This window comes from Tolypothrix campylonemoides VB511288_2 (genome assembly GCF_045999855.1).
Classification (GTDB): Bacteria; Cyanobacteriota; Cyanobacteriia; order Cyanobacteriales; family Nostocaceae; genus Scytonema; species Scytonema bouteillei_A.
Map to the genome: position 1 here is coordinate 268,022 of NZ_JBFPMW010000004.1, position 21,228 is coordinate 289,249.

At 39.8% G+C, this 21,228-nt stretch carries 19 protein-coding genes and 1 pseudogene; 12 read left to right on the forward strand and 8 right to left on the reverse strand.

Going from position 1 to position 21,228, the window contains the following annotated elements; translation table 11 throughout:
* The first annotated feature begins 20 nt into the window (after positions 1-20).
* The 3 genes from AB0756_RS13905 (at position 21) to AB0756_RS13915 (ending at position 3,551) form a co-directional block, all read left to right on the forward strand.
* On the forward strand, positions 21-1,025 hold the full coding sequence (locus AB0756_RS13905; RefSeq protein WP_038076639.1) for a multicopper oxidase domain-containing protein: 1,005 nt from the start codon (positions 21-23) through the stop codon (positions 1,023-1,025).
* A 405-nt stretch (positions 1,026-1,430) separates the two neighbouring features.
* Positions 1,431-2,474 (forward strand): helix-hairpin-helix domain-containing protein, encoded by a 1,044-nt coding sequence (locus tag AB0756_RS13910; RefSeq protein WP_038076652.1) that lies wholly within the window; start codon positions 1,431-1,433, stop codon positions 2,472-2,474.
* Positions 2,475-2,600: 126 nt separating this feature from the next.
* Positions 2,601-3,551 carry an FTR1 family iron permease gene (locus AB0756_RS13915; protein WP_038076654.1) on the forward strand — a complete coding sequence of 317 codons (951 nt, stop codon included), beginning with the start codon at positions 2,601-2,603 and terminating at the stop codon, positions 3,549-3,551.
* Positions 3,552-3,601: 50 nt separating this feature from the next.
* On the opposite strand, the gene AB0756_RS13920 is transcribed toward AB0756_RS13915, so the two are convergent.
* The 3 genes from AB0756_RS13920 to AB0756_RS13930 all read right to left on the reverse strand — a co-directional run bounded on the left by AB0756_RS13920 (position 3,602) and on the right by AB0756_RS13930 (position 6,145).
* On the reverse strand, positions 3,602-4,840 hold the full coding sequence (locus AB0756_RS13920; protein ID WP_038076657.1) for a membrane protein: 1,239 nt from the start codon (positions 4,838-4,840) through the stop codon (positions 3,602-3,604).
* 185 nt (positions 4,841-5,025) lie between these two features.
* On the reverse strand, positions 5,026-5,907 hold the full coding sequence (locus tag AB0756_RS13925; protein ID WP_202048758.1) for a GNAT family N-acetyltransferase: 882 nt from the start codon (positions 5,905-5,907) through the stop codon (positions 5,026-5,028).
* A 46-nt stretch (positions 5,908-5,953) separates the two neighbouring features.
* Positions 5,954-6,145 carry a hypothetical protein gene (locus AB0756_RS13930; RefSeq protein ID WP_137986447.1) on the reverse strand — a complete coding sequence of 64 codons (192 nt, stop codon included), beginning with the start codon at positions 6,143-6,145 and terminating at the stop codon, positions 5,954-5,956.
* Between the two features lie 18 nt (positions 6,146-6,163).
* Between AB0756_RS13930 and AB0756_RS13935 the strand changes: the two genes are divergently transcribed.
* Positions 6,164-6,472: an HNH endonuclease gene (locus AB0756_RS13935; protein ID WP_072040790.1), complete on the forward strand. Its 309-nt coding sequence runs from the start codon at positions 6,164-6,166 to the stop codon at positions 6,470-6,472.
* A gap of 229 nt (positions 6,473-6,701) precedes the next feature.
* The gene (locus AB0756_RS13940) at positions 6,702-7,082 is read left to right on the forward strand and encodes a Lin0512 family protein (RefSeq protein ID WP_038076659.1); all 381 of its coding nucleotides are present in this window, start codon (positions 6,702-6,704) and stop codon (positions 7,080-7,082) included.
* 85 nt (positions 7,083-7,167) lie between these two features.
* Here the strand turns inward: AB0756_RS13940 and AB0756_RS13945 are convergent, their stop codons facing one another.
* The gene (locus tag AB0756_RS13945; protein ID WP_038076661.1) at positions 7,168-7,653 is read right to left on the reverse strand and encodes a phosphate-starvation-inducible PsiE family protein; all 486 of its coding nucleotides are present in this window, start codon (positions 7,651-7,653) and stop codon (positions 7,168-7,170) included.
* Positions 7,654-7,950: 297 nt separating this feature from the next.
* Between AB0756_RS13945 and AB0756_RS13950 the strand changes: the two are divergent.
* A pseudogene (locus AB0756_RS13950) lies at positions 7,951-8,163 on the forward strand (sensor histidine kinase); the annotation flags it as partial.
* Positions 8,164-8,246: 83 nt separating this feature from the next.
* Here AB0756_RS13950 and AB0756_RS13955 read toward each other — a convergent pair.
* Positions 8,247-8,756: a hypothetical protein gene (locus tag AB0756_RS13955; protein WP_038076664.1), complete on the reverse strand. Its 510-nt coding sequence runs from the start codon at positions 8,754-8,756 to the stop codon at positions 8,247-8,249.
* A 230-nt stretch (positions 8,757-8,986) separates the two neighbouring features.
* Between AB0756_RS13955 and AB0756_RS13960 the strand changes: the two genes are divergently transcribed.
* Together AB0756_RS13960 and AB0756_RS13965 are read left to right on the forward strand one after the other, a co-directional pair.
* Entirely contained in the window at positions 8,987-9,733 is a 747-nt protein-coding gene (locus AB0756_RS13960; protein WP_050046233.1) for an HMA2 domain-containing protein, read from the forward strand.
* 101 nt (positions 9,734-9,834) lie between these two features.
* Positions 9,835-10,236, forward strand: a complete 402-nt coding sequence (locus AB0756_RS13965) for a RidA family protein (RefSeq protein WP_038076667.1) — start codon at positions 9,835-9,837, stop codon at positions 10,234-10,236.
* Positions 10,237-10,507: 271 nt separating this feature from the next.
* On the opposite strand, the gene AB0756_RS13970 is transcribed toward AB0756_RS13965, so the two are convergent.
* Complete coding sequence (locus tag AB0756_RS13970; RefSeq protein ID WP_038076673.1) at positions 10,508-11,302, reverse strand: metallophosphoesterase family protein; 795 nt, start codon at positions 11,300-11,302, stop codon at positions 10,508-10,510.
* Between the two features lie 506 nt (positions 11,303-11,808).
* On the opposite strand from AB0756_RS13970, the gene AB0756_RS13975 reads away from it, so the two are divergent.
* Both AB0756_RS13975 and AB0756_RS13980 read left to right on the forward strand, forming a co-directional pair.
* A complete protein-coding gene (locus AB0756_RS13975) occupies positions 11,809-12,891 on the forward strand; it encodes a diguanylate cyclase (RefSeq protein WP_167844888.1) in 1,083 nt (360 codons plus the stop codon).
* A gap of 190 nt (positions 12,892-13,081) precedes the next feature.
* Positions 13,082-14,266 carry a homospermidine biosynthesis protein gene (locus AB0756_RS13980; protein ID WP_038076676.1) on the forward strand — a complete coding sequence of 395 codons (1,185 nt, stop codon included), beginning with the start codon at positions 13,082-13,084 and terminating at the stop codon, positions 14,264-14,266.
* Positions 14,267-14,359: 93 nt separating this feature from the next.
* On the opposite strand, the gene AB0756_RS13985 is transcribed toward AB0756_RS13980, so the two are convergent.
* Complete coding sequence (locus AB0756_RS13985; protein ID WP_038076678.1) at positions 14,360-16,792, reverse strand: adenylate/guanylate cyclase domain-containing protein; 2,433 nt, start codon at positions 16,790-16,792, stop codon at positions 14,360-14,362.
* A gap of 543 nt (positions 16,793-17,335) precedes the next feature.
* Between AB0756_RS13985 and AB0756_RS13990 the strand changes: the two genes are divergently transcribed.
* Together AB0756_RS13990 and AB0756_RS13995 are read left to right on the forward strand one after the other, a co-directional pair.
* Positions 17,336-17,692, forward strand: a complete 357-nt coding sequence (locus AB0756_RS13990; RefSeq protein WP_038076680.1) for a VOC family protein — start codon at positions 17,336-17,338, stop codon at positions 17,690-17,692.
* A gap of 95 nt (positions 17,693-17,787) precedes the next feature.
* Positions 17,788-19,086 (forward strand): recombinase family protein, encoded by a 1,299-nt coding sequence (locus AB0756_RS13995; protein WP_038076682.1) that lies wholly within the window; start codon positions 17,788-17,790, stop codon positions 19,084-19,086.
* Positions 19,087-19,445: 359 nt separating this feature from the next.
* Here the strand turns inward: AB0756_RS13995 and AB0756_RS14000 are convergent, their stop codons facing one another.
* A complete protein-coding gene (locus AB0756_RS14000; protein WP_038076688.1) occupies positions 19,446-21,002 on the reverse strand; it encodes a hypothetical protein in 1,557 nt (518 codons plus the stop codon).
* Between the last annotated feature and the right edge of the window lie 226 nt (positions 21,003-21,228).

Here is a 21,228-nt window from a genome sequence, read left to right on the forward strand (position 1 = left end):
TGCTAACTCTCATTAATGCTATGCCCAACAACTTTGTTTTCGAGAAAGAAAAACTGTGGAGCCGCCGTCGGTTGCTACAAATAGGTTTGGCTGGTGGTGGTTTAACTGGTGCAGGGTTGCTGTGGCACAGCTTTAATGTACAAGGTAAGTCTACTGTCAAAGTACCGCCCTTGGAGATAAAAGCGCCTGCTAAGGAGGTTGCGAACCCGATGAAAATGATACGGGAATTTGATTATGGCACGCTCAAGCGGGAAAATGGGCGCACCATACGAGAATTTCGGTTGACTGCGGATACCTCTGTTATTCAGCTCAGTAGTGCTGTTTCTTTCAATATTTGGGATCTCAATGGTCGCATACCGGGACCAACTCTCAGAGCAAAGCAAGGCGATCGCGTCCGCGTTGTGTTCTACAATCAAGCAGGGCATTCTCACTCTTTGCATTTTCACGGTACTCACCCTGCTGATATGGATGGTATTCGCCCGGTTCGTCACGGTTCAGCAACTATTTACGAATTTGATGCAGAACCCTATGGCGTTCACCTTTACCACTGTCATGTTGAGCCAGTAACCCGTCACATTGCTAAAGGGTTGTACGGGATGTTTATCATCGATCCACCTACTCCGCGCCCCCCAGCCGATGAAATTGTACTCGTTATGGCTGGGTACGATGTGAATGATGACAACCGTAACGAGTATTACGCTTTCAACGGTTTGCCTCACTACTATATGGATTCTCCTATTCCTATATATCAAAATCAGTTAATTCGGCTCTATGTTCTCAACATCATTGAATTCGATCCCGCAGTCACTTTCCACCTCCACGCCAACTTCTTTGACGTCTACCGATTTGGAATGAGCCGAACTCCCAGTGAGAAAACTGATGTGATTACGATGGGTATTGCAGAAAGGCATATCTTAGAATTTTCCTTTCGCTATCCGGGTAAGTATATGTTTCACCCCCATCAAGATTGGATTGCAGAAAATGGCTGTATGGGATCGTTTGAAGTCATTGGGAAGAATGCATAGGTATTGGGGAATGAGGATTGGCGATTAGCAGTTGGTTTGTCAGTCCCCATTACCCCTTATCCCCAGAGGAGTACCACCTTCCTCGCTCCCCAGTACAGCATAGCGGAAATAAAGCAACGTAAGTCACAAACAAAACGCTGACAATAAAACTTTTGCGCCTTCTGCCCCAGTAGCGAGCGTTCGGGGCTGCCTTCATGTACTAGTTTCCATTCAAGCTAATTGCTACAATTGTCAACAAGAAAAGTATAATTTTTACATAAAGGTTAAAAATTCAGTAACTAGTTGATAAAAAGTTTCATTTATGGGAAATTACATAGATAAGTTTGCGCTATTCAGAACCCTGACTTTTTATAAATCGGGAATCTGACCGAGCTGACTTCTTAAAACATCCTCTAACAAGCAAAAATGAAAAAATATAAATACGTTTGTTTAGCTGTCGCAGCCGCAGCAATAGTCGCATTAAGTTCCTGTAACGGTACATCAACACAAACCACAGAAAATCCTTCACCAGCACCAGTGACTAACACAAGTTCCCAAAAGACAGAGGGAGTCAGTCATAGCGGACACGGTGGCAAAAAGCAAATCAACATTAACAATGCTATTCTCTCAGAATTGGATAAGTTTGAGGCACAGCTGGGTGTTCCCGCTCTATCACACAAAATTCAAGCAAATCGCCCCTATGCTAACCCTGAAGACTTAGTTGCTAAAAAAGTTGTCAGTCAAGAGCAATTTGACCAAATAAAAGACCAGGTGACAGTCCAGGAAATAGTACTGAGTGGTGAGGCAAAAGATGTTGATTATATGACCAAGCTAGGGTTGATGAAAGGACATCTTTTGGTAGCAAAAGAATTGTTAGATAAAAACGAACCCAAACAGGCAGAACCCCATATTGGACATCCAGTAGAAGAGATTTACGTGGATGTAGAAGACCAATTAAACGAGCGCAAAGTCAAAGAATTTAAGACAAGTTTGATAAGCTTGCAAGACTTTGTAAAAGCCAAGCCAAAAGACGCCAAAGTTAAAACTGATTTTGCCTCTTCCATGCAATCTATTGATACTGCGATCGCCGCTTTACCCGCAGAACAACGCACTCAACCCCGCTTCGTTCTACAAGTCATTAATGGGTTATTAGATGCGTCCAATTCAGAATATGGTGCGGCAATTGCAGATGGAAAAATCTCTGCAGCTATTGAGTATCAGGACTCTCGTGGCTTCGTCATCTACGCCAACGAATTGTACAAAGGGATTTCTAGCCAAATGGCAAAAGAGTATCCCCAAGAACACAAAGCAATTGAAACCAATATGACTGAACTAGTGAAAGTTTGGCCCTCTGCCATTCCACCCCTTAAACCTGTAAAATCGCCTGATGATGTTACCAAGCTAGTAAAAACCATTGAACAAAATTCCCAAAAAGTGGTTGATAGTTCTAGTACTCAAGCACAACGATAAGCTCTATCGATTTTAGATTAAAAAGCTTTGCCTTATTTAAGAGTCAATAGTTCAACATCAAAAGTAAAAACAGAATTATTGACTCATAATTCTAGACCGATAACAAATTACCAATGACAAATCACAATGAATTTTAGTGCTGCTATTCCTACTTTTGTCATTACACTCCGAGAAGGAGTAGAAGCTGCTCTTGTGGTGGGTATTGTGCTAGCTTTGCTCAAAAAAGCCAAACAATCCCGTTTCAACATTTGGGTATATGCTGGAGTTGGTGTTGGAATTGCTGTGAGTGCGTTAATAGGTGTTCTGTTTACTTGGATAATCCAAGTCGTTAGCGCACTAAATCCTCAATACTCATCTGTAGTGGAGCCACTTCTAGAAGGTATTTTTAGCATCCTCGCAATCTTCATGCTGAGTTGGATGCTTCTTTGGATGACGACACAAGCCAAATTCATGAAAGCTCAGGTTGAAGGAGCAGTCACAGGTGCTTTAAAACAAAATTCAAACACGGGTTGGGGTGTTTTTACTCTGATATTTATTGCTGTTGTACGCGAAGGTTTTGAAACTGTTCTGTTCGTTGCTGCTAATTTTCAGCAAGGACTAGTACCTGCTATCGGTGCTCTTGCTGGAATTTTAGCTGCAGTTGCAATAGGTTTGCTTTTATTTAAATGGGGGATCAAAATCAACATCCGGCAGTTTTTTCAAGTCATGGGCATTTTGTTAGTATTGATTGTTGCTGGATTAGTTGTTACAGCCTTAGACAAATTTGACCAAGCTATTGCAACCCTTTCCCTGAGCAATCGTGCTTCAGAAAGCTTGTGTTTCTATTATGAACGGTTTACTAAAATCCACTCTTGTATTCTCGGACCAATGGTTTGGAATACCTCTAATGTCCTGCCTGATGACCAGTTTCCTGGTATTATTCTTAATGCTTTATTTGGCTACACTCAGTATCTCTATTTTATACAAGCCCTCTTTTATACTATGTTTTTACTGACTGTAGGCGGTTTTTATTTCTACAGTATCAGAGGGACAAATAAGGGAAGCAGTAAAAATCAGCCAGTAGCACAGAAGAAATGATGACGAGTCATCAATGAGCGGTGATCCATAGCGAGGTATTAAACGAGCGATTACAAATGAGAGGAATTTTGAGAATGCCCGCACTCCCTACAGTACGGCAAATGTTTGTATGTGAAGTTATGACAGTTCGGGCATTCAGTATATTGATGGTAACCGCAATGCGAACAGTGAATGTCACTATGACGGATTTTTTTTGCACACTTAATACAGCGTGATTTTTGAACTCTATTTGCTGCTTGAAGTTTGGAATTAAAGATTACCTTTTGGAAAAATTTGATCAGCCCAAAACCAATCAACGGTATCAGCAATATATAAATATAACTGATAAGGAAAAGCAAGCCACCAAAAATAGCAGCAATAATATCAAAAAGAAACTGGAATAGAGCACCAAATTGTAAGAATTCAAAGATTTTGAGAATCAGAGGAATAAAAAAGATAACTAACAAATGCCAGCTAATTAACGAGATCAGCCCGTATCCTCTCGCTCCCGCAAATCTATGAACTAATAAGGCGATGAGAATCAGTGGTAGGAGAAAGATAGCTTGAAAAGCGAATTGAATGCTTGGATACCAAAAGGATGCTTGTTGATAACCTCTTTCTACCGTACTAAAGATACTTTCATCTTTCAGAAAATTTAGAAAGTTGACACTTTCTGATTTGGTAATTAGCTGATTTTTTAAATTAGAAATATCCCTGACAAGTATAGAAATTTTGTTAATATTTTGATCTAAAGTCTGCTTGGCTTTTTCAGCAGCGATTTGATTGATAGATTGTTCGCGAGGTTGCCCTGCCAGTTTTTCCAAAAGTGTAGAATCATATTGAGCGCGAATATTACGATTAGCCCGTTCGAGTGAACCGATGTTTGCTTGTTTTTGGTTAATAGTTGTTATAGTTTGTCTGTTTTCTGAGGTATAAATCTTATCTTTGTATCCAGCATAGTTCAAACAGAGTTCAGAAACTTTACCTAAATGCCCTTCTGGGATTTGCTGATAATTGCGTTGAAATGATGGAGAATTATATATTTCTGATAATGACAATTTAATAATTTCATAGTCTTTATCTCTATTGGTTTGTGTTCGATAGTTCTTCCACTCGGCATAACACGGATAAACTTGCGAAGGGTTGAGATACCATCTACTAATATCATCCAGCCCTGTAAAAACATTAATTAATATGAATATATCAACTAAAATGATGACAATCAAACTTACTTTATTTAAAGGTTCATTATTGATTGTTCTTGACCTTGTAAAAAATTGTCCTAAAAGACGGCGAATTCTAGCAAACATATTAGCGATTCAATAATTGTCATTTAACCTATTACCAATTTGAAACAAGAATGCGACAGATAGTAGGATGAAGTTCAGTCTAAGGGGGACTGTCTCAATCCAAAATCGAAAATCCAAAATGGTATGATATATTTTAATCACTAATGGCTTGCTTGTCTCGATCGCCATTGCTTGCCGATCGCCGATCAACAACGTGCTGAACGCGGTAACATAAATGTCCTATTTTCAGGAGCAAACTCACCACGAACCATAAGACAGTCATCGCCGTTGAGTTGGTGAGGAAGTGCTTGAGCCTTAACATGAAGACGATCGGGGCTGAAATAAATTTCCACATCCTCAATAGGATGGGGTATCCTGTCCACAAGAGCTTGTAGAGAGCAAACTTTTGTTCCCACCAAATCAAAAAGCTTGAGTGTGCTACCTTCTATATTCATGCATACCAGAACATCTAGATCTTCTGCATAAAATAGGGGACTGCGACTTTCAATCACACAGAAAAGTGCTTTTGCCTTCACAACTCCTAGAATGTAAGACACAGGTTCCCGTGTCTCTAAAAGTCTGTTCAACAGATTGATATCATTATCATTGTTAGTATCTAGCAATCGGAAGCCATGAGTACCACCTGTTGAATTGCACTGAGCAACGAACACGTGTTCTCTAACATAGCGGAAGCCAAAAGGTTCGTATAATTCGGGCTCAGAGGTAGTCAATACTAAAGTTTTATAATGGCGATCGCAGTAATCCAAAACTTCTTCCATCACATCTCGGTAATAACCCCGTCTCCGAAATTCAGGATGGGTAGCGACTCCGTGGATTCCTCCCACTGTCACTAGTTCCCCCATCAGAGACATCGGTATTTCCAGAACACCAACATGAGTGACAGCAAGATTCCCCTCAAAGCGCATAAACGGAGTTGAAGCCGATTCCCAAGAAGCACCGAGCCTGAGAGCGGATTCTGCTGCATCAGTAATTCCAAAACCGGGAAAAACAATCTCTAGCAAGCTAAAAAGGTGTTTGCTTAAGGTCGGATCGCTCTGAAAAGAGTGTTGAAAGCGATACTTTTTCATAGCAAAATAGATGGAATTGAGATGTTTTTACAAGATACTACGTATATTACATTATTTCACCATCATTTGGAGGAATACCCCATAGCAACCGAAGTTGATACGTACTGGGTTGGAGAGCTATAAAATTGGCGTTGCGATAGCAAGCAGACAGAAAAACAATGTCAAAGGTTAGGTATGAATTTTCCAGAGAACTTATCGCCTTCATTTCAGAAAGCGTGTAAACTCGGTTGTGGTGCATAATTTCTACTCAGTAAATATGCCAATAGACAGACAAAGATACGGGAAAAACTGGCAAGAAGTCGCGCTACAAGTGAAGACAGCAGCAGGATGGCGCTGTCAGCATTGCGGTCAGCAGTGTTTGCGCCCCGGCGAGAAACCGAAAAGTTTATCACGTTCTGAATGGACTGTGAGGACGCTCTCAGTACACCATTCAGACTTCACTCCAGAAAATAACAACCCAAAAAATCTTATCCCGTTATGCGCCCCATGCCATATTGCTTTACACAGCCGTGCTGGTAAGCGCTCCAATACTTCACCGGGACAGTTGGAGTTGCCTCTTTTTTGATGTATGAGTGGAAAAAAGATGAATACATCGGTTGGGTTCGGTCAGTCATCCTTAGCTCTAACGGTCAAATTTTTCAGAATATGGTTCGCAGCGATTTTCCGTGAACCGATCTTATCCCACATCCGGTGAAAAATCAGATCCATCGCCTGTGTCCTCAAAGAAGATTGCTATGGTAGGCTGGTTTGGAGAAAAAAATCCAGCATTTTTTTAACTTGCAAGGTAGGTCGCAATGGCACGCAAACGCCTAATTATTGAAATGGGGATGGGTATTGACCAACACGGACAAGAACCAACTGTTGCAGCCGCAAGGGCTGTGAGAAATGCGATCGCGCACAATGCCTTACCTGGAGTTTGGGAAGTTGCTGGATTGAGCGATCCCAATGAAATGATAGTTGAGGTACAAGTTGCTGTTCCCTATCCCGAACAGGTGAGAGAAGAAGAAGTTTTAGCTGTGCTACCTTTTGGGCGGAAAACACTGACAGTAGAATCTGGGGGAATGGTTGTTCAGGGCAAAGCCATTCCGATACTGAAGGACAAAAATGATGAAATGTTAATTGCAGTTGCTGCTGTAACCGTTTTGGTGGAATCAGCAAGCAGTGACCAATCCTAAAAATACGACGTTTGTAGTTGCGACGTATGCATATACGTTGCAACTGCAAACCAGGAATGTTATTTGTGTCGGCTGAAGCCCGGTATTAATCAGCTAGCAATTGAGTGCTTTCCTCCGGTTCTTCAGGATCGGGTACTTTGACATGTTCGAGAAAGCGAGACATCCATGGTAAAGCAGCAAGTATTCCCCCTAACACGATTAAAAATACAGAAATTCCAAAAATCTGGTCGCGGGGAATCTCCAGAACGCCACGTAAAATGACCTCTCGCAATGCAGAAACAATGGTAATTTCTACGGCTGCACCTACAGATATTCTCCGTTCTTGAAGGTAATCAATTAACAGGCGAAACAATTCTACTAAAATCAAAATAAACAAGATATCAGAGGTTATTTCCCGTAAATCCAAAGGATGCACTAGGGAGAAAAACATAGCTCCCAAGCGTATAAGCATTACACAGAATAAACCAAGGCAGAGAGAAATAACAATAATATCTTGAAAGAATTCTAAGTTACGTACAATCCTATCTCGCTGAAACCAATAATTTAATCCTGTCATGAGGCGTTTTGGCATGGCTGCTCCGGACAGTCTAGATTCACGCTTTCATCATAGGCAATTTAAAAATTAAAATTTCAATTAAAAATTACAAATTGAATGTTTTGAATGAATGATTGTCTGTTTATCGACAAACAACTTATAGGGACTACAATATTTGATGCTTTTTATACTAGTTAGTACTATCTAAGTGCGATCGACTCACTTTTTTCCTCCCATAATATTACTTACAACATAATGCGAACAGTGCTCATTTTATAACAAAATATAGGGGATTCAAATTAAGAATTAGAAGGCAAGCTTTGGGTAGAAGTCAAAGTTTCTGATACAGGCTTGGGGATCGCACCAGAGAAGTTCAACGAGATTTTTCAACTTGGGTTTACAACCAAAAGCGATCGCGGAAACATCGGTTTGGGATTATGGTTGACTAAACTCCAAGTAGAAGGTTTGGGCGGAGTTTTAAAATTTGACAGTTCGCCTAATAAGGGTTCGGAGTTTACAGTCACATTACAAGCACATAAATCTTAACGACAGCTATCTGTTATTAAGTGTTGAATAATTAAGTTGGACTGAAAACAGAAGCAGGGAACTGAGTAGCTTGGCAAACAACTTTAAAACTTGGAAACTGGTACGCGAATACCGGATTCAAGGGGAGGTACTTTATAGTAATTAGCTGCTTCAACAGGTTTAGATTCTTCCTCTTGCGGCTGTTTTAGTTTAGAACAGAGCTTGAGATTAGCTGCGGGATCTTTTAGAAAGTCTAGGGGATCGATATCTTTACATTTTTTCTCACGTACTAGCTTGATGGAGGTAGAAGATGGTCTTCGATTGTTAATTCGCGTATTACCTATCTGATTTTCTATAGTGGCTGGTTTGACAATCAGAAGAGAAGCTTGACCTGGTGTTGTCTGGGTCGAAACATTTTCTTCATTAGCATGGGCTGGATAAGCTATAGCGATCGCACTTACGAGCGCAAGTAAGGCTGGTAGCGGACATTTCATAATTTCATCTCCCATAACGATGCTTGCCTTACATAGCAACAGCATATAGGGCAAGCTTTCCGGTAATTTAGAAAAAGCAATAAAGCTTTCATTGTGCAAAAGATGAGCCAAGCCTAACATACTTAGAGATCTATTGCCAAAATTTAAGCAAGATTTTTTACATTTTTTTTATCAGTGGTGTGAAAGGCTTTTTATTTGAGGTGTCTGCGATCGACGCCTCTCGAGTTCCAATTACCAGGACAAAAAGCATTGCATGCATAGTTAAAAATACTCAGTCTAAAGATCGATCCCCCCATTTGCAAGGTGAATTATATTTAACTTATGACCCACCTTCATTAACTTTGTCATAAATGACAATTACTATCAGCAAAAGGAGCGATTTAAGTACTCAACTAAACCAGTCTCCTGAATCAATTACTGAGTGGATACAAAGTGATTTGCTCAAAGCAGCGAGTCAAGCAGAACTTGTTGCTGTTGAAAAATCAGATAGTTTTTTCCAAAAAAGAGGATGGGATTTCCTTGCTATCCTAACGTTTCTGCTTGTTATGAGGATTCTCAGAATTAATAGTTGGGTAGCAATTCTAGCCTGGTTAATGATAGTAGGTGCAACTCGTCAAGTAATTTCTCCTAAACCTAGAGTCAGTCAGGGTCAGCAAAATTCATCACCCCCTTCCAAGGTGATTTACAGTGTTGTTCATGCGATCGCAGGACGAATCAGATTTAACATTCCCTTGATAGCGAAAGATTTTCAATACGCGCAGCAGTTAGAAGAATTATTGACAGCAGATAACCGAGTGACAAGCATTCGTATCAATCGTAATGCAGCATCCGTAGTTGTGAATTACAACCCCAACACTACCTTAGATTCACGAATGCGATCGCACGTAGCCAGTTTAATTCAGTTCGCAAGAGATGCGATTGTAACAGAAAACTTGGCAACACTGTCAAGCGTTCGTGTTTGTTCAATAGAAGTACGACAAGCCACAGTTTCATCAGACAGTTGCTGTTTGTTAAAAAGTAAAATGGGCAAACCACTCAAAGGTGGTGCGTTAGGAGCAAGAAGTCATCGACTTTACCGACTTGGTGTATTAATTTAACAAGCCACAGTTGTACACTATCTGTAGACTTTATTAGAAAATTTTCCTAACAAAGGGAAAATAGCAGAATTCAGATTAAATCTTAGCTAATCCCAACAACCATGACATCTCTTTCCGATTCTATCCATTATCTAGCTTCTACAGAGACAGAATCTCTCAATCTTCCGTTTCCTGAAGCGGTACGTGTTGGTAATATGCTTTATCTATCTGGGGTTATTGGTAACATCCCCGGTGCGAAAGAACTGGTTCCTGGAGGAGTCACAGCCGAAACAAAGCAAACTATGGAAAATATCAAACGCGTTCTTGAAAGATATGGGTCATCTCTCAACCAAGTCGTTAAAGTAACAGTGATACTTGCAGATATAAAAGAATGGAACGCAGTGAATGAAGTTTACCTCACCTACTTTTCTAAAGACCGACTTCCTGCAAGAACCGCCTTTGAGGCTAGCAAACTGATTTTAGATGCACGAGTGGAAATGGAGTGCATAGCAGTCATTGCGTAAATTAAAAATTACCAGATAGAGAAAAAAATCACTGAATAAATAAGTAGCCAAGAGAGATCGTCACGGACTGCACAACCGTGGTGTTTGTCTCCTAGCTTATTTATTGCACTGTGAATTAACCCATGAAATTTTACCTGACAATTGCACTCACAGCAGTACTAGCTGTGAGCCCTCTTTGCGCTGTTGCAGAATCGAGCGAGGATTCATCCGGAGCAACATATCGTGGAAAGGGAAGACGCGCCCAACAACAGCACCAAGAGTTAGCTATCGCTCACTCTGCTACCATAACAACAACCCGAGTATCCACATTCAACACTTGAATTCCTTTAGACAAAGCAATCATAGGCACTTTCCAATGAGAATGACCGCAAATCACTAACAAATCATTTCCCTTAACCAGTTCAGCACGTATAGATTCATTGCCCATTAACTTAGCTTCCACGTCGTTAGGACCTTCATGCAGTACAAAAATATCCGGCGAGCGATCGAGGAGTTGTACGAGCAGTTTTCTAAAATCTTTTTCTGAACGACGAAAAGGCTTAGTTGATTTGCCGATAATACCAGAAATCCCAGCAATACGCAATCCATCAAGACAGGTGATATTACCATCTAAATAATTTATACCTTTTGCGTCCTGAAAGGCTCTAAATTCCTGTTGTGTTCTACCAAAACTATCGTGATTGCCCCCTACCCCAGCCGTCCAGCGAAAACGCTGGCGAAATGCTTGCCACACATCACGTACATCACCTACACCACCACGCTTATCTACCTTTGCGTAAAAATCTCCCGCCAAGATGATACCTGTTGATTTTAGTGAAGGAATTCTTCCCAAATCAGCCAACTTATCTAATTCTTCACTGACAAGATGACCAAGAAGGCGTTGGTTTTCTCGATCGATACCTTGCAAATCGCTCGTTGCAACAATCGCCTCCAACCCATCCGGTAGTGAGTCAACATGAGCTAATAAAACAGGTAGCGCTTTATTAACCACGCCAACCCCGTTAGGCGAGTGGGTAATAAACGGTATGTGATGAATAACTTGGTCAGATATAGAAAGGATTTGCATTGTTCATTCCGACACCCACAAATATTGTATGCTGCATTATTTCATTGCTTAACAAACTGATGTGAGTCCTATACATATTCTAAAATCTCTACACAACAAGTAATTTGTCTACAAGTTGTTACACATTTTTATAAATTTTGATTTTCCGGTCTTTATTCATTGCGGCTGTCTTGTTTGTAAGAGATTATTAAGAATCTAGTATTTATATAAAATTTTGATAAGCGATATCAGTAATATTACTGTGTTTATTTATGTGGATTCTGTAAAAACCCAAAAAATCTCTAAGTATACTGGTTTTACACAGCTTTTCTTAAGTCTTTTTTAATGCGTTCTAAGTAATTTTACGATGTTGAATCGGAGGCTAGATGTGACATCGTAACTATTACGGTAGAAAGCTCTAAGTTTTCTAATGTTTGAGTGAAGTCAGAGAAAACACAAAAACATTTCCAAACAAAGAAGCATTCATACCAAAAGTAGATTAGTCGATTGATACGTAATATAAAGTTATGAGAATTATAGGTATTCCTGGAAACTCAGAAAACTTCCAGTTTCTACCTGGAAGCTGTTCTCGCCAGTTTCTCGTTAAACAAGCTATGATTGCCTTCTTTTTTATTGGAGGACTAGTTCTGCTGAACTGGGAATTCAACATTTTACAGTTGAAGAGTACAAGCTTGGGAATACCTACATTTAAAGCAGCCACTGTTATTAGCTGTATCATGGCAGGAGCATCATTATGGCTGTGGTACAGACTTAAAGCATTGATCGGTGGAAATGGTGCGGGTAGCCTCATGGCGCGGAAACTCCTACCAATAGGGATCTTCTTACCAGTGTTAGTAAAAGGTATATGTGCGATTGGTTATCGATACTCTGTCTGTACCTTAGAAATACAATTCACCATAGAAGGTGTTTTAAATATCATGGTATTTTCAGGATTAGTTTGTTGGATTGCTTACCGTCTTAACGATTTGGATTGGCATCTTTCTCAAACGGAACAAGCACTGCAACGGCTCAATACAGAGTTAAAACAGCAAGTAGAGAAATACAGTCAATTATGTACAGCAAATACTAAGCTACAACACTTAGCTACAGAGGATCATTTAACTAAAGTTGCAAATCGCCGTCAATTCGATAAGTATCTTCACCAACAGTGGCAACAACACCAAGAAGAGCAAACACCCTTATCTTTGATTATGTGTGACATCGATCATTTTAAACTTTACAACGACTACTACGGTCATCAAGCTGGGGATGAGTGTTTGAAGCAAGTTGCTCAAGCGATCAAAGACGTTGTTCAGAGTTTCCCTTGTTTGCTCGCTCGTTATGGAGGAGAAGAACTAGCCGTAATTTTACCGAAGACAACTTCTCATGATGCGATCGCCATCGCCCAACAAATCCAATTATCCATCAGACGAGCTCAAATTGCTCACGACCGTTCTCCAATTGGTAGATATCTTACCTTAAGTATGGGAGTTGCTACTATAGTACCAAACTCAGAAAGCTTACCTGAAAATCTCATTGAACTTGCAGATGAAGCACTGTATGCCGCTAAGGAACAAGGTCGCAACAGAAACTGTTTGCTGCTGTCTTAAAATAACATAAGTATTAAAGATAACTTTATAAAAATAATATTGAATTTTAAGTACGCGTAGGAAGAGCTAAAGCCCATCAACATTGAACGGTAGCCTTTAGCCCTACCTAAAGATGAGAAAAAAGTCAAATACGTTTAACATTGTATCCTGTCCGCTCATTCACGTATGGATTTACAGGGGACTATCAAGAATGTCAAAACAGCTAGGTAAAAAAATTGCACCTGCACCAATGCCGACAGACATTGGAGTCGTCGATTTGATTGATAACTACTTTACAGCATATAACTCGGCACGATTGCGGGAAATATGCTATTTGCTGAGCCGGGATGTACTGCAAGAAGGCGTAACGGTGGGAGTTAGCCTTTCCGGTGCTATGACACCTGCAGGATATGGAGTGTCCGTGCTTGCACCTCTCATCCGCAATGGATTTATTGATTGGATGATTAGTACTGGTGCCAACCTTTACCACGATATGCACTACGGCTTGGGTTTTGAACTGTTTGCTGGTAATCCATTTTTAAATGACGTGAAGTTGCGACAGGAAGGAACCATCCGTATTTATGACATTATATTTAGCTATGATGTCTTACTAGAAACAGACGCTTTCATTCGTAAGATTTTACAAGCACCAGCTTTTCAAAAAAGGATGGGAACAGCAGAGTTTCACTATCTACTTGGTAAATATGTTCGAGAAGTAGAAAAGCAAGTTGGAGTGAAGAATTCCAGCTTGCTAGCAACAGCTTATGAGTATGGCGTACCAATATATACGTCTTCTCCTGGTGATAGTTCTATAGGAATGAATGTTGCAGCCCTATCGTTAGAAGGCTCTGAGCTGGTACTAGACCCGTCAATAGATGTGAATGAAACAGCTGCGATCGCATATTATGCACGAGGATCTGAAGGGAAAAGCGCAGCTTTCATTATTGGTGGTGGAAGCCCCAAAAACTTTTTATTACAAACCCAACCGCAACTGCATGAAGTGCTCGGACTCGAAGAACGGGGACACGATTTCTTTATACAGTTCACAGATGCTCGTCCAGACACTGGCGGTTTATCTGGAGCAACACCCTCAGAAGCAGTCAGTTGGGGTAAGATTGACCCCAATGAATTACCCAGTACAATTGTTTGTTACACTGACAGTACCATTGCCTTACCATTAGTCACAGCTTATGTCATGAACCAGTGTAAGCCCCGTACTTTAAAACGGCTGTATGACAAGCGAGAAAAAATGCTAGAGCAATTGCGAACAGATTATTTAGCCGCCAAAACTCGTTCTTCAGAACAAATACCAGCTGCTATGACTCAGAGTGGTGCTCAAGAATCTGCCACTTATCCTGTCGGAAGGCTGATCCCTAATACTGGGGGAGGAGAGTAGAGACAAGGAAGACAAGGGAGACAAGGAGGAAAAGGGGGACAAGGCAGAATTTTTTACCGTGTCTCCCCCATCTACCGTGTCTCCCCCAATCCCTCAGCCTGATTTCCGCCCAATCATCAAATAAGTTGTCATCTTACCTTTCCCTTTAACTTCAATTTCACCCCGTTTTTGAAACACAAATTCATTACGCAACTTTTGGTATGTAGCTTCTGTCACTTGAATTTTGCCCGCCAAACCTTGGGATTCCATGCGATGGGCTATATTTACAGTATCTCCCCAAAGATCGTAGCTAACTTTTTTGATACCAATTACTCCTGCTACCACAGGTCCACTATGGATTCCAATTCGGATACTAAAGTTTTGCTTGTTTTCAGAGTTAAACTCGTCAATTGCTGTTTGCATATCCAAAGCCATACAAGCAATGGCTTGGGCGTGATTTGGGTAGCGCACTGGTAAACCGCCAACTACCATGTAAGCATCACCAATAGTCTTGATTTTCTCTAAACTATACTGTTCGGTCAGGCGATCGAACACGGAAAAAATTTGGTTTAATATCTTAACAAGCTGAATGGCGCTAATTTGAGAAGCGATTTCGGTAAAGCCAACAATATCGGCAAACAGAACACTCACATCAGTAAAGTGTTCTGCGATCGTACCGGGTTCCTCTTTTAAACGGTTGAAAATGACTTCTGGCAAAATATTCAGTAACAAACGCTCGGTTTGTTCTTGCTGGTGGCGCTGTGCTTCTTCTAATGCAACACGTTGAGTCACATTCCGAAAAATACCGCGCATTAAAACGGGTTTTCCCTTGATAAATTTGCAGTTAATATTTCCTTCTACAAAAATTTTTTTACCATCTTTAGAGACAAATGCAATTGTCACTTGGTTGAGCTTTTTTCCCGACATCACCTCATAAAGAATATGTCGGTATTGTTCTCGATGATCGGGATGAATGATATCTAACACATTAAGCTGATTGACTTCCAACTCTGAGTATCCTAAACTTTTGAGCCATGTACGGTTAACATACTCAAACTGACCGCAAGGAGTGACGCATTGAATTAATTCATCTGCATTTTCCAATAAATCTCGATAGCGTTGTTCTCTCTCAATGAGTGCTTCCTGAGATAGTTTAGTTTTAATAAACTGAGAAATTTGATGACCGACTGAAACCATCATTTGCAATAATTCGGTATCTTTTGGCTGTATATCCTGACTAAAGAAAGTCATCACTCCTAAAATTTCTCCATTATCCAAAATGGGAAAGCCAAATGCCGATCGCAATCCCGATTCTACAGCCGCTTGCGATCGCACATCACCAAACTCTGGTATTTCATGCAAAGATGCGTTGCGATACGCCGAAGGCTTATCAACTGAAGCCGTATCGCACCCCCGACCAAAATTTTCTGGCTGCGAGATATTCTCGATCCATAGAGGCGATTGAGTTGACCATATTCGACCGGGAAAACCAGTACCGGGAGTATAAGTCGTTTGCCAAGTCACTGCTTTAAACTCTCGGATTGCAACCGTTCGACTCGACCAAATTTCTACACATCTCAGTATTGAATGAACGCAATCTTGCTGTGACGCTAGTGCTATGTATTCATTTGCTGTCCAAAGTTCTCCCAAATCCCACCCCAAACACTCACATATAGCATGTAAAATTTTTGGAATAGCCTGTTTGATACTTTGTGATTCTGACAAAATCCGAGTTATAGTGTACTGCGTACCAATTCGTTGCTGCCTGCTTTTTTGGGCAGTAATATCTCTCCCAATATAAACTATATCTGTAAAGCCATCTGTTTTAGAATGAATCATCGAGCAAGAAAACGCTATTAACAGCTTTTCTTTCTCTTTATTTCGACAAATAATTTCTATTTTTTGAAAGTAATTTTTCAATAAGTATCTTTGCTGAATGGCTTTTTGCAATAATTTATTATCATCAAATAATAAAGAGATAGGCTGATTTATTAATTCTTCCTCGTTATAGCCAAATAACTCTAATGCAGCACGATTGACTTTCTTAATTTTTCCCGATTTAGTTGTCACTAACAAGGCTTCTGCCATTGCAGCGATAACTTTTTCCATGTAATTTTTATATGACACTAGAACATTATATAAGATTTTTATATTCTTTTTTTGTAGTTTGGCGATGGTTGTCTCTGTTGTATCTTCAAAAAGTACTATTAGCTTATTTTCATTATGACTTTCACATCTATGACGCAGAATATATATGTCGAAATATAGATGACCCGATCTACTAGATGTTCTAACCAGAGATTTTAATTCACAGAGTTCCTGTTCTCCTTTTAAGATAGGAATCAAAATATCTTCAAGCTCTATAAATTCAGGAAAGCCCAAACGAATATCTTTTCCTGGCATAACCTCTTTAGGGTTAGCAGCAAACCGTTGCACTTGTTTGGATGCATACAAAATCAACAAACGACGATCTAAATCCAAGCGTTCAAACTTGCGATTTATAGTTTTATAGTCTTTTAAGCTTTGATTGGGTGCCTGGTATTTCATAAATCGTACAGAGAGGCTAACGGGTAATTTAAGAAATAACTCCTGTACGGGCGTTTGGGCATAAAACCATTCGCCCCTCTTATACGGGCAAACAATTGCTTACCCCCACTCCTAATTTGGCACCACTAATGATTTTACTATGATTGCTGTTGCAACTTCATCTAGTAATTATAAAGTGAATTGGGCTTGTATTTACGGCTCTCATTCACTATATCTGCAATCTTTCACAAACAATGAACGTCGTTTCAAGGCTTTAGTACTGTTATGTTAGACTTTAACCCCAACTATATAATACTCATATTGACAGATTTTAAAATACATCTAATGATAGATTTACTTTTTGTAGAGTTTAATAGATTGCTAGAAAGCGAATATGCGATCGGCTTGTAGTTGCTATGCACGAGCTTTTGGGATTGATGTCTGGATGTAGCGATATTCGCAAGCGTACAGAATTCGCTTCAACTTCTAGGAGCACGAGTTAGCCTCGCAGACACCCAAAATGAATGTTGATACAATATAGTCGAGTTTTATTACCCTCCCACAATGCAGATTACTCAATACCTCCATACAGCCATTCTTGTCACCGATCTAGAAAAAGCCGAGCATTTTTACGGAACAGTGCTAGGATTACCCAAAGTAGAACGTTCCTTAAAATTTCCAGGTGCATGGTATCAAATAGGAAACTACCAAATTCACCTCATCGCCGCTCCATCCATATTTGAAGCCCAAAACGAAAAATGGGGACGCAACGCCCATATTGCCTTCTCCGTCGCTGACTTAGACATAGCAAAACAGCAACTTATAGATAACAGCTTTCCCATTCAACCCAGTGCTTCCGGACGTCCAGCCATCTTTACCAAAGATCCAGATGGTAACATTATTGAACTCAGCCAGCAATAAAAGCTAAGAGTACCTTTTAAACTTCCTCAACCCAGCCCATAGAACTTTATCTTTCCATCTTCCCTTCGCGCACTTTGCTTCTTTGCGGTTTATAAATGAAAACCTTCGCCTACACCTACAGCGATCCCATACTAGAACAAACCCCCGATCCCACAACCTGGGGATGGGAGATAGAACAAATATACCAAGATCTAGGAAAAAGGACTGAACTACAAAAACTACTTAACGATTGCAAAACCGAAACCCCCACTTACCTCCTTATTCGCCGCTTAGAAGAATTAGGAGACACTATAGAAGAAGTGACTTCCCACCTTACAGAACTAGAAACAATGGGAGTTACACTCATTGCAATTGAACAAAATTATAATTCCTCACAAAAAAGTCCCAACATCCGTGCTGACTTGCTCAAACTCCTCTACGAGATACAACATCAGCAAAAGAGCCGCCGCATACGTCAAGGACACGCCCGCAAACGTTTAGAAGCCGCACCCCCTCCCGGAAAAGCGCCCTACGGCTACCGGAGAGGAAAAGGAAAATACACTTTAGACCGCAGTACTTCCCCAGTGATCAAAGATTTTTTTGATAACTACTTACTTTACGGTTCCCTACGAGGCGCAGTCCGTTACCTAGCAAAAAAATATGGCAAAAAAATCTCTGTCACTACAGGACGCCGTTGGTTAACAAATCCCGTTTACCGTGGCGATACAGCGTATCACAATGGAGAAATTATTTCCGATACTCATGCTTCCATCATTAGTAGAGAAGAAGCAGCTCAAGTCGATCGCCTATTGCGCCGCAACAACCGTCTACCCCGAAGAACAGCTAGCGCACCACGTTCTTTAGCGGGTTTAGCGATTTGTAGCGAATGTCAGTCACGCATGACAATTACCCGTGTTACCATACGCAACCAAGATAAAGAATACCTCTATCTACGCCCAATTAGCTGTTCCAAAAGTCCCAAGTGTCGTGCAATACCATATCAAGAGGTATTAGATCGGACTATTAAAATTGTCTGTCAGGATTTACCTGTTGCGGTAGCTCGAATAGATTCTCCTCAGCTAAACACAGTGAAAAATAATTTAGATGAAGCAATTTTGCGCCAACAAGAAATACTCCAACAGCTACCTAATTTAGTGGAAGCTGGTGTTTTGGATGCAGAAACAAGTCGCTTAAGAGCATATAAACTCCGTGTAGAAATATCGGAACTTCAAGCGAAGTTGGCAACTCTACCACCAGTAAATTTACGTTCCGTTGCTCAAGCAGTTTCTATTCCTCAATTTTGGTTGGATTTGTCTGAAGCGGAACGAAGGTTTTACTTTCGTGAGTTTATTCGGCAAATTGAGATTGTTCGTGAAGATCGAGATTGGCAATTACGAGTTATTTTTATTTTTTAACATGGCTAATGGCTAATGGCTAATGGTTAATGGCTAATAGTTAAGAAATTATGTCAATTTAGTAAGCTAATAATTTTAGAAATTGTACTGCCTTAGTAAATTTAGTTCTTGTAGGGTGCGTGTCCTCGCGCATTTTCTAATTCCATACGGGCAGGAACATCATTACTACATAAAAGAAAGTATGAAGTACAATATCTATCAGTTGTGCTGACTTTTATTTTCTCATGTTGACTGAGAGAAAGAGGGGTAAGTGGAAGAGAGGGGAGCGTTTGACTAATTTCCCAAATTTTAGAACATACAAATTATATCCAAGGGCTGCTTACATCAACCACTAGCAATCAGCAATTAGCCATTAGCCATTAGCCATTAGCATCATTTACACTTTTTGCAGATTGCGGACGTTTACCTGCATTTCGTACATTCATAAATTTACTGAGTACATCGAACCAAAAGGGCGCACCCATTGCAATGGCAAAACCACTGACTATCCATCCAGGAATCATTCTTAAAATTCTAGGAGGTGTAATAACGGGTTCTTCTGATGATGTTAAGCGAAACTGTTGTGATAAATTAGCAGAAGTCCAACCAATTGGTAGAGAAACTGCTGTAAGAATACTGTCAGCATCATTAGTCAGCTTTTTTATATCTCCTACTGTTGAAAAATTATTAACGTTAGGATTTGATAATTTTTCAGCATTTTGAACAATGATAGTTCTGAGTGCTGAATCTTTTGATAATCTATTAATCATGTGAAATGCATCAGCGTTAGCTGCAACAGCAAGTGACAAGCCAATTAAAATTCCGACACCTTTGGCATTGCGCTTGTACACTCCAGAAGCTCTTTCCATAGAGCTATCAAAAGCTAGTTCAATTTCTTGTCGCAATCTATCAATGCCTTCGCGTGTACTTTCTATTTTTGTTCCAGCACGCTTTGCTAAAACTGAAATATTATCAACGACGGATTGAGGTAAGTTCTCAATCAATTTCTGAATTTCTTGATACGCCGCTCCGTCTTTAGTCTTAAAAATTGTCTTAATTTCCTGATAAATCGCACTGTTTTTATTAATAATTCCAACCACTTCATCAATATTGGGTTGCAATCCTCCAATTAACATGGCTTGCTGGGGATTGCCGAACATATCTTGTTGATAATATTCTAATTTCTTAAAAACTTTACTAAATGGTTCTTGGCTCAAAAGTTCTTTGGGGAAATCGTCTATAAATCTCTTTAAACTTATTTCCATACGTTCAACACTAGCAGTTAGACTATTTCTATTTTCTTTATATGTTTTAATAATTTCATTGTAATCTTTTTCTAAATCTTGAAGATTGATTGCAAGTTTGTTAAAAAATCTCCGTAATTTTTCATCTTGAACGGGTTGTTGTTGCAATTGATTTAAAATATCTCTGATTTCGTTGATTCGTGCGGTTTTAAATCTTTCTAGTCTCGCTTCGGTTAACCACCGAACTAATTTAGGAAGTTCTAAGACTTCTAACAAAGTTGTTGCGTAAATATCTGCAGGAATATAAGATGGTCCGGTATGTTTACCTTTTCCAAAGATAGTTTGTTTACCTCTATCTTTTGATGAAATTAGGGAACGAACAAACGAAGCAATTGCCCAAGTAAATTTTCGAGGTAAAGACTCAAACCATCCTTTTGCTTCTTGATTAATATTTTTAATTAAGGGATTGTCATAAAGTTTATTAGCTAATTCGATGACTGACTTTAATTCATGCTGTCGATCTTGGCTGGTGACATCACCTGCTAAGAAAATTTCAACTGACTTTTTTAAGTGTGCTGCACGCCATTGCAATAAGGTTGCAATCAGTTCCTGAATTTCTGATGCTAGCAAGCTAAAAATTAAATAAATAAATATTAAGCCGAGTACTAAGTCAAACATAGCAGGTAGGTTCATAAATTTCTTCTCCAAACAGAGATTAATACACGATCTTAATCGGAATCGGAACCGCTTTCACTCTCTGATTAAGAAAAATAGATAAACCAAAAAAAGCTGTAAAAAAATCTTTACGAGGAAATATAAGTTAACTTAAAATTTAGGAGCTTTGATGAAATGCAACATTCAAGTCTACATTGCGTCAGGAGTTTCATTCAATAACCAGCAATCACAGTAATTATCCTAG

What these genes read in the sequence shown, in the direction of transcription:
- AB0756_RS13905 (WP_038076639.1), top strand. Translation starts at nt 21, where the DNA reads ATGCCCAACAACTTTGTTTTCGAGAAAGAAAAACTGTGGAGCCGCCGT.
- AB0756_RS13910 (WP_038076652.1), top strand. Translation starts at nt 1,431, where the DNA reads ATGAAAAAATATAAATACGTTTGTTTAGCTGTCGCAGCCGCAGCAATA.
- AB0756_RS13915 (WP_038076654.1), top strand. Translation starts at nt 2,601, where the DNA reads ATGAATTTTAGTGCTGCTATTCCTACTTTTGTCATTACACTCCGAGAA.
- AB0756_RS13920 (WP_038076657.1), bottom strand. Translation starts at nt 4,840, where the DNA reads ATGTTTGCTAGAATTCGCCGTCTTTTAGGACAATTTTTTACAAGGTCA.
- AB0756_RS13925 (WP_202048758.1), bottom strand. Translation starts at nt 5,907, where the DNA reads ATGAAAAAGTATCGCTTTCAACACTCTTTTCAGAGCGATCCGACCTTA.
- AB0756_RS13930 (WP_137986447.1), bottom strand. Translation starts at nt 6,145, where the DNA reads ATGCACCACAACCGAGTTTACACGCTTTCTGAAATGAAGGCGATAAGT.
- AB0756_RS13935 (WP_072040790.1), top strand. Translation starts at nt 6,164, where the DNA reads ATGCCAATAGACAGACAAAGATACGGGAAAAACTGGCAAGAAGTCGCG.
- AB0756_RS13940 (WP_038076659.1), top strand. Translation starts at nt 6,702, where the DNA reads ATGGCACGCAAACGCCTAATTATTGAAATGGGGATGGGTATTGACCAA.
- AB0756_RS13945 (WP_038076661.1), bottom strand. Translation starts at nt 7,653, where the DNA reads ATGCCAAAACGCCTCATGACAGGATTAAATTATTGGTTTCAGCGAGAT.
- AB0756_RS13955 (WP_038076664.1), bottom strand. Translation starts at nt 8,756, where the DNA reads ATGTTAGGCTTGGCTCATCTTTTGCACAATGAAAGCTTTATTGCTTTT.
- AB0756_RS13960 (WP_050046233.1), top strand. Translation starts at nt 8,987, where the DNA reads ATGACAATTACTATCAGCAAAAGGAGCGATTTAAGTACTCAACTAAAC.
- AB0756_RS13965 (WP_038076667.1), top strand. Translation starts at nt 9,835, where the DNA reads ATGACATCTCTTTCCGATTCTATCCATTATCTAGCTTCTACAGAGACA.
- AB0756_RS13970 (WP_038076673.1), bottom strand. Translation starts at nt 11,302, where the DNA reads ATGCAAATCCTTTCTATATCTGACCAAGTTATTCATCACATACCGTTT.
- AB0756_RS13975 (WP_167844888.1), top strand. Translation starts at nt 11,809, where the DNA reads ATGAGAATTATAGGTATTCCTGGAAACTCAGAAAACTTCCAGTTTCTA.
- AB0756_RS13980 (WP_038076676.1), top strand. Translation starts at nt 13,082, where the DNA reads ATGTCAAAACAGCTAGGTAAAAAAATTGCACCTGCACCAATGCCGACA.
- AB0756_RS13985 (WP_038076678.1), bottom strand. Translation starts at nt 16,792, where the DNA reads ATGAAATACCAGGCACCCAATCAAAGCTTAAAAGACTATAAAACTATA.
- AB0756_RS13990 (WP_038076680.1), top strand. Translation starts at nt 17,336, where the DNA reads ATGCAGATTACTCAATACCTCCATACAGCCATTCTTGTCACCGATCTA.
- AB0756_RS13995 (WP_038076682.1), top strand. Translation starts at nt 17,788, where the DNA reads ATGAAAACCTTCGCCTACACCTACAGCGATCCCATACTAGAACAAACC.
- AB0756_RS14000 (WP_038076688.1), bottom strand. Translation starts at nt 21,002, where the DNA reads ATGAACCTACCTGCTATGTTTGACTTAGTACTCGGCTTAATATTTATT.